The following is a 14,633-nucleotide window of genomic DNA, read 5'->3' as shown; positions in this document are numbered from 1 at the left end:
AACCAACACAAAAAAAAGTGGCTATCTAGTATAACTCGTAGCAAACAAAATAAAGTTTATTTTAATATTGGCCGGTAAGCCTCGAAAAAATAGCCTGCTGCCCTTTAATAAGCGCAAGATCTGCGTCAATCTCCATGTTAACCCTTAAATTAAGCTCATTACAAGCCAATTTATACAAAGAAGCATGTACAGCTCCACCAACCAGGTATATCGGTACATCTGGTTTTAAGCCACCTAACTCTGTACCAATCAACAGGCCACTTAAATAGTGAAAGTTCTGTGTAGGAGGAATATTTTTAAGCACCTGATTGGTCCTTACCATAAAACTGGCATGTAATAGATTCGAATGCCTGCTTGCCCTAACCCCCTCTATAAAGCTATCCTGATTTTGAGGATCGTCTAAATCTCCTCCTTCTGCTACAGAAGCAGAAAGGATACTGTCAACAGAAAGAAGGTTAAAAAACTCACCGGTCATATAGGTTTTAAAGTCAATGGCCTGGTTATTTTTTACCACAATATGCTTAGGATGAGTTCCCGGCAGAATTAACAATTGCTCCTGATCGCTATTATCCAACAGCGACTGGCAACCTACAATTTTAGTTTCCTCACCGCGCATTACATCACAATCAGTACATGCTCCGGAAATAACTACAAACGGATTGGCTGCCGCACTGTTTGTAATAAACTCTATTTTCAGATCAGAACCGTCTAGGTTAAATGGCAACCTTTTATAAGGCAGGTCTACCATTCCAATTGTAGATGATGCCATCCCCGAAAACAAAACAGGAATACCATCTGTAGGCATACTTAAATCTTGCTGCAAAAATTTTATTTCGTCTTTTACAATATTTGCATAAAAATCTGAGCGCAGTGATAATGTCGATGTTTGCTGCCAAAGTTTATAGGTATCAGAAATTCCACGACTACTTTTTGTTTCGGCAATAACCACAAGATCACTTGCGCGAATCAGACGAAGCCTGAAAGAACTTGTTCCCCAATCACAACTAAAAAAATAATCCATCAATTTTTTGATTTAATCCGTTCCACATTACCAACCAAAAAAATATATGAGCATGCTCCCATTAATCCTAAAACTGCGATAAAGATTAATGCCGGGGCAAAATTACCACCGCTGGCCAGAAAACCGATAACAATTGGTACAATTATCCCCGAAAGCTGCCCTATAAAATTGAATACCCCACCGGTTATATTAATGAGGTGCGTTGGTGCAAGACTGGACACAAAAATCCAGGTAATGGATGCAAAGCCTACCCCAAAAAAGGATAAGGCCATAAAGAATATGATTAGGCCGGGGGTATCAACAAAGTTGGCCCCAAGGATAAACACGGATATTAAAAGCCCTATAATTATTGGCCTTTTACGCGCCTTTGCGGCCGACACGCCTTTTTTAATCAGATAATCAGATAAAAACCCAGAACAAAGCACACCGGCAAATGCTGCCAGATATGGTATTGATGCCCAGTACCCCGATTTGATAAAATCAAGACCCCTGTAATCTACCAGATACTTAGGAAACCAGGTAAGGAAAAACCACAAGGTAGAATTAACAGCGAACTGGCCTATGTATATGCCCCATAATTTGCGGTGCGACAATACTTCTTTCAGATCTGCCCATTTAAACTTCTTTTTTGAATCTGCATCAGCAACAGATTTTCCATCCATTAAACCACCCCCGCTCTCTATAAGTTTAAGCTCGGCTTCATTTACTTTTGAATGTTTTAAAGGATCACGGTAAAAAACGTACCATACAATTCCCCACAACACACCTATTAAGCCTGTTACTACAAACAACCCCTTCCAACCCACATAAAATTGAATTTTAGAAAGTATTGGCATCAAAAAGGCCAAACCAAGGAACTGTCCTGATGTATAAACAGCAATAGCCGATGCCCTTTCATTATCAGGAAACCAATTACTTACAACCCTGTTGTTAATAGGAAATGCAGGAGCCTCAAATGCTCCGGTAGCCATTCTAAGACCGAACAGCGTAGTAAACCCTTTTGCAAAGCCTTGTACAACAGTTGCAAAAGACCAAGTGATAAGACTAACTGCATATAAAATACGCGGACTAAAGCGGTTAACCAATATTCCTCCGGGAATTTGAAACAGCAGATAGGTCCAGCTAAAGGCAGAAAAGATCAGCCCCATTTGCACTGACGAAAACTTAAATTCTTTGCTGATCTCAGAAGCTGCAACGGCCAGGTTACTCCTGTCCATGTAATTGATAACTACGTTAACAAAAATCAGAAAAAGAATCTGGTAGCGGATTTTTGTTGGCTTTACCATTCCGCAACACTCCCATCCTGATGTCGCCAAACAGGATTTCTCCAGTTGTGTCCAATGGCAGCCATTTTTCTAACATGCTCTTCATTAATTTCAATTCCCAACCCAGGCTTATCAGGAATGTTTACATAGCCATTTTCGTACTCAAAAACAGTTTTATCAGTTAAATAATCCAGCAAGTCGCTACCCTGGTTATAGTGTATCCCTAAACTTTGCTCCTGGATAAAAGCATTATGGCAAGTTGCATCAACCTGCAGGCAGGCTGCCAAAGCAATAGGTCCCAGAGGGCAGTGTGGTGCCGCAGCAACATCAAAGGCCTCTGCCATTGAAATGATCTTTTTACATTCGGTAATTCCACCTGCATGAGAAACATCGGGCTGAATAATATCGGCATATCCTTCTTTAAGCAATGTTTTAAACTGCCACTTCGAGAACATCCTTTCACCCGTAGCTATTGGAATAGAAACATGATTGGCTATCTCTCTAAGGTCTTCATTATTTTCTGGCAATACCGGTTCTTCAATAAACATTGGGCGGTACTGCTCCATCTCCTTAGCCAAAATTTTAGCCATAGGTTTATGTACGCGGCCATGAAAATCTATTCCAATTCCAAAAGCAGGCCCAACAGCCTCTCTTACCGCAGCAATGCGTTTTATGGCTTCATCTATCTTATCATAACTATCAACATACTGAAGCTCTTCAGTAGCATTCATCTTTACCGCTAAAAAACCTTGCTCAGCCATTTTCTTTGCGGCAAGTCCCACATCAGCAGGGCGGTCCCCACCAATCCATGAATATACTTTCATCTTATCCCTGGCCTTTCCACCTAGCAACTGATGAACCGGTGCATTGTAAAACTTCCCCTTAATATCCCATAATGCCTGATCTATTCCTGCTATGGCGCTCATCAGAATTGGACCACCACGATAAAAACCAGCCCTGTACATCACATTCCAATGATCTTCAATATCCATTGGATTCTTACCAATCAGATACTCCATTAACTCATCAACTGCAGCCTTTACTGTGGCTGCTTTACCTTCAATAACAGGTTCACCCCACCCAACAATACCCTCATCGGTTTCAATTTTTAAAAACAGCCACCTTGGCGGCACCTGGAATAATTCGTAGCTTCTAATTTTCATATTTTATGAGTTAACTGCCTTAACAAACTCCTGAGCTTTGGCAGTAAGTTTTGTAAGGTATTCTGATGTAACTTCTTCTTTGGTATTAACAAGTGCGCTGCCAATTCCAAATCCAACAGCCCCTGCTTTATTAAACTCTTTAATATTTTCAAGAGTAACGCCGCCTGTAGGCAATAGTGGAATTTGAGGCAATGGCCCTGCAATATCTTTCAGGTAAGATGGAGAAGTTGCCGGAAAAACTTTCACAATATCAGCACCATTTTTATAAGCATAGTGTATTTCGGTAGCTGTATATGCTCCAGGAATATTTACAACACCAAGGCTTTTCGCAATTTTAATAACATCTGCATCTACTATTGGCGAAAGGATAAAGCTAGCTCCGGCAGCAACTGCTTTTTTTGCAGATTCAACATCAAGCACCGTACCCGCTCCTATGATCATTCTATCACCAAATCTATCATTAAGCTCTTTTATAACGGTAAGTGGTTGTGCCGAATTCATTGTAATTTCAAGGATACGAATTCCGCCTTCATAAAGTGCTTCGGCTATTTTTAATACATCGGCAGGATTGGCACCACGAATAATGGCAATAATTTTATGTTCTAAGATTTGGGACAATGTGGACATAGATCTACTTTTAATAAATTGTTATCGGCTGTAATAAAAAGGGTTTTATAATTATCTGCAAAGGCACAGTTAGAGGTACTGCCTTCAATCTTTATTTTTCCAAGCAGCACTCCTTTCTTATTATATATCCAAACGCCGCCCTGGCCGGTTGTAAAAACATTTCCTTGCTTATCAATTTTAATCCCATCAGTACCCCTGTCATTTTGAAAGATGCGGCCATTTACCAGCAACCCATCTTTGTCCAGATCATAGAGGTATAAATAGGGCTTTTCACCATCAGAATTTGCTATTAATAAGCTCTTTTCATCAGGAAAAAAGGCAATACCATTTGGTCTGGAAATCGAATCTACCAATAAGGTTACTTCACCATTTTTAGAAATTCTATACACCCCTTGATAGGGAGCTGCTTTGGACGGATTATTAACACCTTTTTCTAGTCCGTAAGGTGGATCTGTAAAATAAATATCTCCATTACTCTTAATCACCAGATCATTCGGACTATCGAATTTTTTACCTTCATACTCATTGGCCAGCGTAGTATAATTAGCCTTAGGATTATCTAATGAGGCATTCATACGGGCAACTCTGCGATCACCATGCTGGCATAGTAGCAATTCCCCTTTATGATTGAGTGCCAACCCGTTCGACCCTAATTCTTCTGTTCTTGGTACAGTTCCGGTATAACCTGAATACTCCAGATAAACCTCTTTGCCTTTTTTAGGTGTCCATTTGTAAACAGTATTGTTTAAAACATCTGAAACCAGCAACATCTTTCGGCTCTCTATCCACAAGGGTCCCTCTACCCAACCAAAACCATCAGCAATAACTTCAATCTTGGCATCGTGTTTTATTATGGCGTCCAGTTCTTTACTTAGTTTTTCTATTTTCCCATTAAACTCTTTCTTTGTAGGCTGAGCAAACAAAACAGGAATGCTCAAAAAGAATATAAAAAAAACAAATATGGGTCTGCAGGGTTTAATTTGGTTCATCATTTGGCATAAAAAAAGCATGAACAATAACGTAAGATAAAAATAAAAAACATTTATCCTCGTAATGTCATGCTTCTTTATTCTGATTTGCAATATTTTACAAATCAGCTTAGCCTATACCTGCTTATTCTTTTACAGGTTCTGTAGCTTGTTCAGGAGCTTTACCTATTAACTCCATAAACTGATCTAATTTAGGTGTTATAATAATCTGTGTACGTCTGTTTCTTGCCTTGCCATCAGGTGTATCATTCCCTGCAACAGGATTATATTCACCTCTACCACCAGCAGTTAGGCGTTTTGGCTCTACACCATAATTATTTTGTAACGATTGAACTACTGATGATGCTCTTAATGCACTTAAATCCCAGTTGTTACGAATATTTGTCTGCGAAATGGGCACATTATCAGTATTACCCTCAATCAATACGTCGTAGCCCTGGTAATCTTTAATGATCTTGGCAATTTTATTTAGCGTTTCACCCGCTTTATCAGAAATCTCATAGCTGCCCGATTTATATAGCATATTATCCGACAAAGAGATGTAAACTACCCCCTTAAGCACTTTCACATCAACATCTCTCATTTCTTCTCTGCTTAGTGAACGGGTCAGATTATTGGTTAACACTAAATTAAGTGAATCACTTTTGTTTTTAGTATTTACTAAATGCTGGATGTATTTATTCGAAGCATTAATTTCATCAACCAATTTGGAGATGTTTACGTTCCCCTGGCTTGTAGAGCTCAAACACTTATCAAGCGCTGCCTGCAATGAAGCTGAATTTGCTTTTTCAGAAGCAATCTGCTCTTCTAAGCTTTTAACACGTGATGTAGATCCAGACAGGTCCTGTTGACCGGACTGATATTTCTGATTCAAGTCCTTGCTCTTTTCCTTCAATTGATCATAACTAGCTTGAAGATCTTTATACTTTTTGCTACTTACACAACCTTGAGTTACCACAGCTGCAATCAGTACTACTGGTATTAAACTGGAAAATTTCATAATCCTATTAAATTTATAAGTCAAAATAATAGAACTGCAATCTTTATGCCATGCTGATAAAATTGCGATAGCACACCCCCTATAAGAACTTTACAAAGTCCTTAGGATATTCAACAAAACCCTGCCTTAAATAAAACCGATGCGCATCGGTGCGTCTTGCATTACTATGAACCATAATACGTTTACACTTCCTTTCAACAGCTAATGCCGTACAGTGTTCTTCTAAAGCTTTACCAATTCCCAGGCTCCTGGAATCATCATCAACCACAAAATAGCTAATTACAGCATAGTCTGCTTCAAAAGCAATTTGAGGAATAAAGTGAATAGAAATAAAGCCCAGTACTTCTCCCTCTAATTCACAAACAAGATCCCGATGATCAGTTCTATCTGAAAAAGATTCCAGCTTTTTCGTCATAAACCCTTCTTCGGTTGGATAACCAAGCTGTTCCATTAAAATCCGAATAGCACCGGCATCCTTAAGTTCTGCTTTTCTGATGTTCATAACCTTGCTAGAAATAAAAATCTAATCTATAACTTTTAGGTGTTTAATTTAAAACATATAAAAATAGGGCTGTTGTTGCAGCCAGCAACAACAGCCATTTCCTTGATAATATCGTCATCTCGAACGCAGAGAGAGATCTCTTGATTATGCTACTTCATGAGATCTCTCTCTGCGTTCGAGATGACGGGTTTTATAAACAAGTTGTATAAAATAACAAGAAGAGTAAAACTAGTAATTTGGATTTTGTTTTAACACTCCATTACTTTTATCTATTTCAACTTGTGGAATTGGATAATAATAATGTTTAGGTCGTATAAAAGTCACTGTTTTGTTCTGGTCAACCGGAGCTTTTGATTTTGCCAGATTATATATTGCGGCAATATCAACTAAGTTCTTTTTATCCCATCTCATCAAATCCTGATGTCTTTCGCCCTCTCCTGCTAATTCTACTCGTCTTTCATGAATCAATTCTTTCATTCCTGCATTAACCACAGGAGGTAATAAAACCGATGCTCTGCGCCTTACCTGATTAATCAACGCATCCCCTGCCCCAGCACCCTGAGTACGGATCTTTGCTTCGGCAACTAAAAGATAAATATCAGACGATCGCATTAATGGAACTGCATAATTATGGTCTACACCATTTCCTTCTGAAGAACCAGCCGGGAAAAACACCGCATATTTACGGAAACTATATCCGGTTGATGACAAGTCCGAGGTAAATTCTGTATCGCCTTTTCCATCCCCTAAATCTATTTTATCTCCAACACTTAATAGTGTAGCAGCTTTACGTGGGTCATTTAGTTCAAATTCGTCTGCTAGTCCTTTTAGAGGCTGACTAAATCCATACCCGCCCCAAGCTCTTGGAATATAATAAACCGTATAATCATTCGACATTACATTTTGTAACCCTTGTACAGACATCAAAAGCTCAGTGCTGTTTTTATTAGCTCTTGTAAAGTTCTCTGAGTAAGTAGCCGCCAGTGCATACTTACTGTTGTTTATTAACTTTTCACCAGTCGTAATTGCTTCAGGAAGCTTTTCCCAATACATATACAATTTTGTCAGCAATCCTAAGGCTGTCCCCTTACTTACCCTTCCAAAGTCTGCAGCACCATAACTTTCCGGTAACAGATCGATAGCCTTCAAAAGGTCTGCTTCAATTTGTTTACGAACCTCCTCAATAGAAGATTTTGGTATATTGAAATTACTCTTAGCATAATCTTCCTCACTAATAATAGGTACATCACCGTAAATCACCATTAATCTCCAATAACCAAAAGCCCTGAAAAAATAAGCTTCACCCATGCTACGGTCTTTTATGGCCGGGGTAATATTGGTAATTTTTGGAATGTTTATAATCGCATTTGTTGAGCGGTTAACAGTCTCATATTTATAGGTCCAGCTAAAATTTACCTGTGCATTTGATGCATTATAAGTCAAATTCTCTATTGCTTCATCCTCCGCATGATCTCCTGAACGCCAATAATCGTCTGATGCGACATCAAAAGTAGTTTCAGCATGAGATATGTAATCTTCCTGTTCCAATAAATTATAGATACCGGAAATTGTATTCACAGCATCAGTTTCGTTCCTAAAATAGTTATCTGTATTGTAAACCCCTTTCTGTGTGAGGTCTAGATTTTTCTTACAAGCAGTAGAAAAAGTAACTGCAAGCAGACATGTATATATTATATATTTTGTTTTCATGGAGATTAGATTTTAAGGGTTAAACCAAATGTGAACGAGCGTACAGATGGATATTGAGCAACATCAACACCTCTTTGTCTGTTGCCATTTGTATATCCCAATTCAGGTGTATAACCAGAATAGTTGGTAATCATGAATAAATTCTGACCGGTTACATATATCCTTAAACTATTGAAGGTGGCCTTTTTAACAATAAAATCTGGCAGTGTATAGCCTATTGTTAGATTCTTTAGGCTAACATAGTTGCCGTTTTCAACAAACAGGTCAGAAGTACGGTAATTCTCATTTGCACGATCCAGTGACATCCTTGGTATTGAGTTACTTGTTCCCGGCCCTGTCCATCTGTTCAATGTTTCTGCATACAGATTAAAGGAATAGGTAGGATCCATGCCCTGCATCCTGTCGGCATTATACAAACTCACACCAAATACGCCTGTTAGGTTTGCAGATAAATCAAATCCCTTGTACGACAAGCTGGTCTGAAAGCCCAATGTTGCTTTCGGATTAGGATTACCAAGGTAAGTTCTATCCCCCCATCAATCATTCCATCACCGTTAATATCAACAAAACGTACATCTCCTGGCTTTATAGAACCTTTTCTTGTATCATTTTTCAAATAAGGATCATTATCAACTTCTGCCTGAGTTTGATAAAGTCCTGCTGTTTTCCATCCGTAAAAAGATGCTATAGATTGACCTTCATAAGTCCTTGAAATTTCCTGACTTGAGCGACCGTATACGGTAGAAGGAATAAAAGCATTTACTCCATAAAGCTTGGTTACTTCATTTTTAATGAATGAACCATTAACTCCAAAAGAGTATTTAAAACTATCGCCCGATTGATAATTTACCTCAGCCTCTACACCACGGTTGTTCATATTACCAATATTAATATCAGGAGCAGTTACTCTTCCTGCTGTTCCTATTAATAAAGCAGGCACAAGCATTTTATTGGTATTTTTATCAAAATAGGTAATTGTAGTGTTTAGCTTATTATCTAAAAATCCAGCCTCCAAACTTACGTTAGTCATTGCTGCACGCTCCCAGGTAATATCAGGATTAGCTGTTATTGTTACCGCAGAACCATTAACACCAAAACCACCAAAAGTATAACCATTTGTACCATAGGTATTACCCACAACTATCGAGCTTGCATACTGGAAACCACGTATATTCTGGTTACCCAGTTCACCCCAGCCTCCGGTTATCTTTAAATTATTTATCCAGCTAATGTCTTTCATGAATTTCTCATTAGATACTCTCCACCCTAAAGAGAATGCAGGAAAATAACCCCAGCGATTTCCCGCAGCGAATTTCGATGAACCATCTGCTCTAAAAGTCAGTGTTGCTAAAAACCTGCCATCGTAATCATAAAACCCTCTTGCAAAAACAGATTCTAAGCCCGATGGATCATCATAACTACCATCAGCAGTTAAAAAGGCATTTCCCTTCCTTAAAGTTCTTTGGTCTTTCGAAGTATCATCAAAACCAACCCTGCCGGCAGAAAAATAACTTCCTCTAAAACTCTGTGAAGAATACCCACCGGTGAAAGTGATATGGCTTTTGCTGATTACTTTATCGTAAGTAAGTACCAAATCTAATAAATGAGAGTAATTCTCTGCCTCTGTCTGCGTTAATGTTGAACTTGTTGTTTCTCTTGTTTGGATTCTGTCTTCAATATTAAAAGAATAACCACGGCCAATTGTACCATCAAAACCATAGTTAGCACGGAACTTTAAGTCGGCAAAAATTGGAACCTCAGCAAATACGTTCGCAATGGCCCTATACTTACGGTTATAAGCATCAGCCTGCTGAATAGTTGAATAAGGGTTATTGATATCACCCAATTGATTGGCAAAGGCTTTTGATGTTCCATATGTCCCGTCCTCATTCATTGTAGGAATTGCAGGATTAAACCTTAAGGCTGAGAAAAGCAGACCAGTCTGAGAATCATTATTATTAAAACCATTGGTTTCCCCATAAGTTACCTGTAGATTTTGCCCTAATTTTAACCATGGCTTAATCTTGTGTTCCGAATTAATACGGGTACTAAAGCGTTTAAAGTAAGACTTGTCAATAATTCCCTTTTCATCATAAAAAGAGGTAGAAAAGTAATAAGTAGAAACCTCATTACCTCCCTGAAGGTTAAGATCAATATTGTTCACTTTTCCGCTTCCCAGGATAGCTTTCTGCCAGTCGGTACGCTGGGTCGAATAATATGCATCATTCCATGGTGCTTCAATAGCAGCCCCATCATTAGTAAATCTTTCCCTTTTAAGTGTATAAAGATCAGGAGCTGTAAGCAAGTCAATATACTTGGTTGACTTGGAAACCCCTGTATATGCATTGATAGAAGTGGCCAATTTCTGACTATAATTACCTCTTTTAGTAGTTACCAGAACCACTCCATTAGCAGCTCTTGTACCATAAATAGCACTTGACGATGCATCTTTTAATATTTCAATGGAAGCAATATCGTTAGGATTAACATCACTTAAGGCATCAGGATTGCCTGAAGGAACCCCATCAATTACCACTAAAGGATTAGCATCATTTATAGTACCGGTACCTCGAATACGGATACTTGGTGCCGCACCGGGAGTTCCGTCATTACGAACAATATTAACACCTGTAGCCCTACCTTCCAATGCCGAGGCAACTGTACTTACGGGCAAGTTTTGAATATCGCTACCTTTAACACTAGCAATTGACCCTGTAACATCTATTTTTTTTGATGTACCATAACCTACCACTACAATCTCGTCTAAATTAGAGTTTGTTTCAACCATAGTAATGGTCAGGTTAGTTCGCCCGTCTATATTAACTACTTGTTTTTCATAGCCAACATAAGTAAACTCTAAAATGCCGTTTTCAGGAGCATTAATAACAAACTCACCATTTAGATTGGTGGTAGCCCCTATATTAGTTCCCTGCAATTTAACACTAACACCTATAAGTGTTTCTCCCTTTGAATCAACAACTTTACCTTTTATGGCAATTTGGGCTTCTGGTGCACCGATTATTACCACATGGTCATCGGCTATTTTATAGGGCAATTTACTACCCATTAACGCTTCCATAATGGCATGGATGCCGGCATCCTTTACCTGCAGATCTACCTTACCTAGTTTTTTTAAACTGGCATAATTATAAAAAAAGCGGTAGTTACTTTGTTTTTGAATCTTTGTGAGGATGTTGCTTACTTCCGTCTGTTTTAAACTAAGTGAGAACTTTTCCTGAGAATAAACATTCGCCGAAACCTGTAAACAGGTGAACATAACTAGTAATAATGCTCCTTTCATTAGCAAAATTATTTTAAAAGTTGGTTGCATATAAAGCCACGCAAAAGCTTTTGTAATCTTTTTCATTACATTTGTTTTTGAAAATTAAGGGATAGAGTAAGTCCATTTACAACGCTTACTCTTGTGAATTAAATCCGAATTTTTAGGGGGAAGAACTGCAATTCTTCCCTTATTTATTTGCGGATCTTTAGGAATCGGTTAGATAAAATTTCTCCATTGTTTTAGTTTAATTTGGTTTTATTATTGGTTAATTATTTTCTATTGTGCTGAGAGATGAACTACTCCTTTGTCTCTTCTAAACTTAAATGGAGTGGTCATTTTTATTAATGAGAGTGCTTGTTCAAGGGATTCTTCTTCAAATACCCCGCTAATTTCTTCTTTTTTCAAAGCTTCATCGTCAAATACAATTTTTACATCAAATCGTCTCTCAATCTGTTTACCTACTTCTTCAAAACTTTCATTCGTAAAAATCATTTTATTATTAAGCCAGGCTATCTCCTTAACGTCCTGTGCATTGACTTCAGACAACCTCTCCAACTGATACGCTAATGCTGCAGCTTTTTTATAATCATTTCTGCCATGTTCCAAATCATTAGCAACAGTAAGCTTTTCATTAGGCATCATCACAATCTTCTTTTCTGGCTTATCATTTAATTCAACCAGTATTTTTCCGCTAAGCAGCGTAGTTTCAACCTTCTTATCTGTTGCATAAGCCTTAACATTAAATACAGTTCCTAATACTTTCACAATTAACTTATCGGTATGAACTAGAAAAGGTCTTTTAGGATTTTTTTGTACCTCAAAAAAACCTTCCCCTTTTAAGGTTACTTCTCTGCTTGAAGCTGAGAATACTTCGGGATAAGTAAATGTACTACCCGCATTTAATTTAACTTTTGTACCGTCAGACAATTTAACATCTTTGGTTTCCCCAAAAGGAACATAGATCCGGTGCATTTCTGAACCTGCAAACTGATCTGAAGCAGCTGGTTTTCTTCCGTAGAAAAAAAACACTGTTAACATTCCCATTAGTAACACAGCAGCTGCCCACTTCCAGTATATTAATGAGTCCATCTTAGCCTCCTTGGCAGGTGTACCTTTGCTTTCTTCTATTCTGATCTTATCCCAAAGCCCATCAATCTTTTTATTAATATCACTTTGCTCTACTAAAGTGTCTGGTTCTTTTTCCTCTGTAGTTAATGCATCAGTAAAAGCCTGCATTTTTCTATATTCCGGAAAATGAATAAAAAATTCCTCCAGCTCCGCTAATTCTTCAGGTGTTGAAGACTTCGAGATGCTTTTGGCCATTAATTCAATAAACCTGGATTTTATCATATATATAAATAGTGTGTCTTAGGTAAAGACACGCGAGGTTATCGATATTCCTAAAAGAAATAAAAATATTTTTGAAACTCTATTTACTGTGAATTGCTGAATCGAGTTTTTTAAGGGCAATGGCCAGTTGCGCAAATACAGTCTTATCAGAAAGGCCTAGAATGCTTGCTACCTCTTTACAGGACAAATCATCTTCCTTCACCATTTTAAAGATGAGTTTACATCTGGCAGGTAACTCATTAATAGCGCGTAACATATTATCAGATAATTCCTTACTGATCAAAATTTGGGATGGATCTACAGATAAATGAAAATAATACGCTTCCGTTACCTTCATTTCATTATTTCTTTTAGAAGATATACTGCGTAAATGATTTAAAGAGGCATTTTTTATTGATGTATAAAGGTAAACCTGCATATTTTTGATCCGCAAGTTCTCTTTTCGTTCAACCCAAAGTCTTACTAATACATCATTTACAATTTCTTCGGCAACCTCCCGCTCTCCCACAAATGACTCTGCGAACCGGAAAAACTTATGTGCATGCTTTTCGTAAAGCTCATTAAATGCAGATTCGTCCTCATTTTCCAGAATGCGAATAACCAGCTCCTGCATACCCCAGTATTTAAAAATAATTTTCAGTAATATTAGAAATAATGATTCATTATATATTTATAACTGCACTTATTTTTCTTTAAAACCATATAAGCTAACAAACTATAAAAAGGATTTATTTGATCAGCATTTGTTTAAACGCCGTACTATCGCCTTTAAAAACATTAAAATCCACCACATGATTAATGCCCGAAATTCTTGCTTTATCAGAATGCTGCCAAAAGAACCACTTAGTAGCTTCGTTAACTTTAAGCTTTGGCTGATGATAGTGAGCAATCCACAAAGGATAATCATCAAAATAGCCCTTTAAATAGTCATTATAAAACGAAAGCCCGGTATAAATAATGGGCTTTACCTGTTCTCTCTTCTCTATATAAGAAACAAATTCCCTTAATTGCGCTCGCATATTTGCAGGCGAAGTGCCGTTTAATTGTTCTATGTCAACAACAGGAGGCAAATCACCGGCTTCAAATTTTACAGTTTGCAGAAAGAACTTAGCCTGCCAGCTACCCGATTTCTGCGGTCTGAAAAAATGGTATGCACCACACACAATACCTACTTTGGCAGCTTCGCGCCAGTTTCGCTGAAAATACGGATCAACGCTAAGCATTCCCTCTGTTGCTTTTATAAACGCAAAATGCACGCGCACATCATCTTCTTCCATCGCCTTAACCCTTTTCCAATCTATCTTACCCTGATAATAAGAAACATCTATACCATGTATATTATAATTTTTTGGTATCCGGATATTAAAGCTGCGATAGGTACGATATGCTGGATCCTCACCCAAATCTTTTAACCATCTCCAGGTCGAAGTAAATCCCTTAATGATATAGGCATAATAAAGAGGCGATAGCAGAACAAGTAACACAGCAACAAGCAAAAACTTAACCTGCATTGGCCATGGCTTTTTCTTTGTTTGCTTTTTTCGGGGAGCAGCTCTTTTACGTGGTACAGTAGATTTTCGTGGAACAGAAGTCTTTTGCGAAACGGGTGTTTTTCTTTGTGCTGGCGGCATGATGCAACAAAAATACAAAAGTATTTAAAGGCTCAACATTAAATTATTTCCAATACAATAATATGCTGAAATACTAACTCAATTAATAATAA

The 14,633-nt window shown here is 37.9% G+C and carries 13 protein-coding genes; all 13 read right to left on the bottom strand.

Translation table 11 applies throughout. The features are described 5' to 3' along the window. Positions 1-61: 61 nt before the first annotated feature. On the bottom strand, positions 62-1,021 hold the full coding sequence (locus CPT03_RS01680) for a 2-dehydro-3-deoxygalactonokinase (RefSeq protein ID WP_099437217.1): 960 nt from the start codon (positions 1,019-1,021) through the stop codon (positions 62-64). Further along, positions 1,021-2,337 (bottom strand): MFS transporter, encoded by a 1,317-nt coding sequence (locus tag CPT03_RS01675; protein WP_245869946.1) that lies wholly within the window; start codon positions 2,335-2,337, stop codon positions 1,021-1,023. Before CPT03_RS01675 ends, CPT03_RS01680 begins: the two co-directional genes overlap by 1 nt. Then, complete coding sequence (gene dgoD / locus CPT03_RS01670) at positions 2,301-3,449, bottom strand: galactonate dehydratase (protein ID WP_099437215.1); 1,149 nt, start codon at positions 3,447-3,449, stop codon at positions 2,301-2,303. Before dgoD ends, CPT03_RS01675 begins: the two co-directional genes overlap by 37 nt. A gap of 3 nt (positions 3,450-3,452) precedes the next feature. Next, positions 3,453-4,076: a bifunctional 4-hydroxy-2-oxoglutarate aldolase/2-dehydro-3-deoxy-phosphogluconate aldolase gene (locus CPT03_RS01665; protein WP_099437214.1), complete on the bottom strand. Its 624-nt coding sequence runs from the start codon at positions 4,074-4,076 to the stop codon at positions 3,453-3,455. Continuing rightward, a complete protein-coding gene (locus tag CPT03_RS01660; RefSeq protein WP_216641586.1) occupies positions 4,052-5,014 on the bottom strand; it encodes an SMP-30/gluconolactonase/LRE family protein in 963 nt (320 codons plus the stop codon). The genes CPT03_RS01665 and CPT03_RS01660 overlap by 25 nt, the downstream gene beginning before the upstream one ends. Positions 5,015-5,189: 175 nt before the next feature. Further along, complete coding sequence (locus CPT03_RS01655; RefSeq protein WP_099437212.1) at positions 5,190-6,065, bottom strand: OmpA family protein; 876 nt, start codon at positions 6,063-6,065, stop codon at positions 5,190-5,192. Between the two features lie 79 nt (positions 6,066-6,144). Further along, a complete protein-coding gene (locus CPT03_RS01650) occupies positions 6,145-6,567 on the bottom strand; it encodes a GNAT family N-acetyltransferase (protein ID WP_099437211.1) in 423 nt (140 codons plus the stop codon). 228 nt (positions 6,568-6,795) lie between these two features. After that, entirely contained in the window at positions 6,796-8,277 is a 1,482-nt protein-coding gene (locus CPT03_RS01645; protein WP_099437210.1) for a RagB/SusD family nutrient uptake outer membrane protein, read from the bottom strand. A 5-nt stretch (positions 8,278-8,282) separates the two neighbouring features. Continuing rightward, on the bottom strand, positions 8,283-8,750 hold the full coding sequence (locus tag CPT03_RS01640; protein WP_157766316.1) for a hypothetical protein: 468 nt from the start codon (positions 8,748-8,750) through the stop codon (positions 8,283-8,285). Next, positions 8,714-11,644, bottom strand: coding sequence for a SusC/RagA family TonB-linked outer membrane protein (locus CPT03_RS01635; RefSeq protein WP_099437208.1), 2,931 nt, complete (start codon positions 11,642-11,644; stop codon positions 8,714-8,716). Before CPT03_RS01635 ends, CPT03_RS01640 begins: the two co-directional genes overlap by 37 nt. 192 nt (positions 11,645-11,836) lie before the next feature. Then, complete coding sequence (locus CPT03_RS01630; protein WP_099437207.1) at positions 11,837-12,910, bottom strand: FecR family protein; 1,074 nt, start codon at positions 12,908-12,910, stop codon at positions 11,837-11,839. A 79-nt stretch (positions 12,911-12,989) separates the two neighbouring features. Next, positions 12,990-13,523, bottom strand: a complete 534-nt coding sequence (locus CPT03_RS01625) for an RNA polymerase sigma-70 factor (protein ID WP_099437206.1) — start codon at positions 13,521-13,523, stop codon at positions 12,990-12,992. 115 nt (positions 13,524-13,638) lie between these two features. Then, a complete protein-coding gene (locus CPT03_RS01620) occupies positions 13,639-14,541 on the bottom strand; it encodes a glycoside hydrolase family 25 protein (RefSeq protein ID WP_099437205.1) in 903 nt (300 codons plus the stop codon). Between the last annotated feature and the right edge of the window lie 92 nt (positions 14,542-14,633).

It is taken from the genome of Pedobacter ginsengisoli, from assembly GCF_002736205.1.
Lineage (GTDB): Bacteria > Bacteroidota > Bacteroidia > Sphingobacteriales > Sphingobacteriaceae > Pedobacter > Pedobacter ginsengisoli_A.
This window is presented reverse-complemented; position numbering and strand designations above follow the sequence as displayed.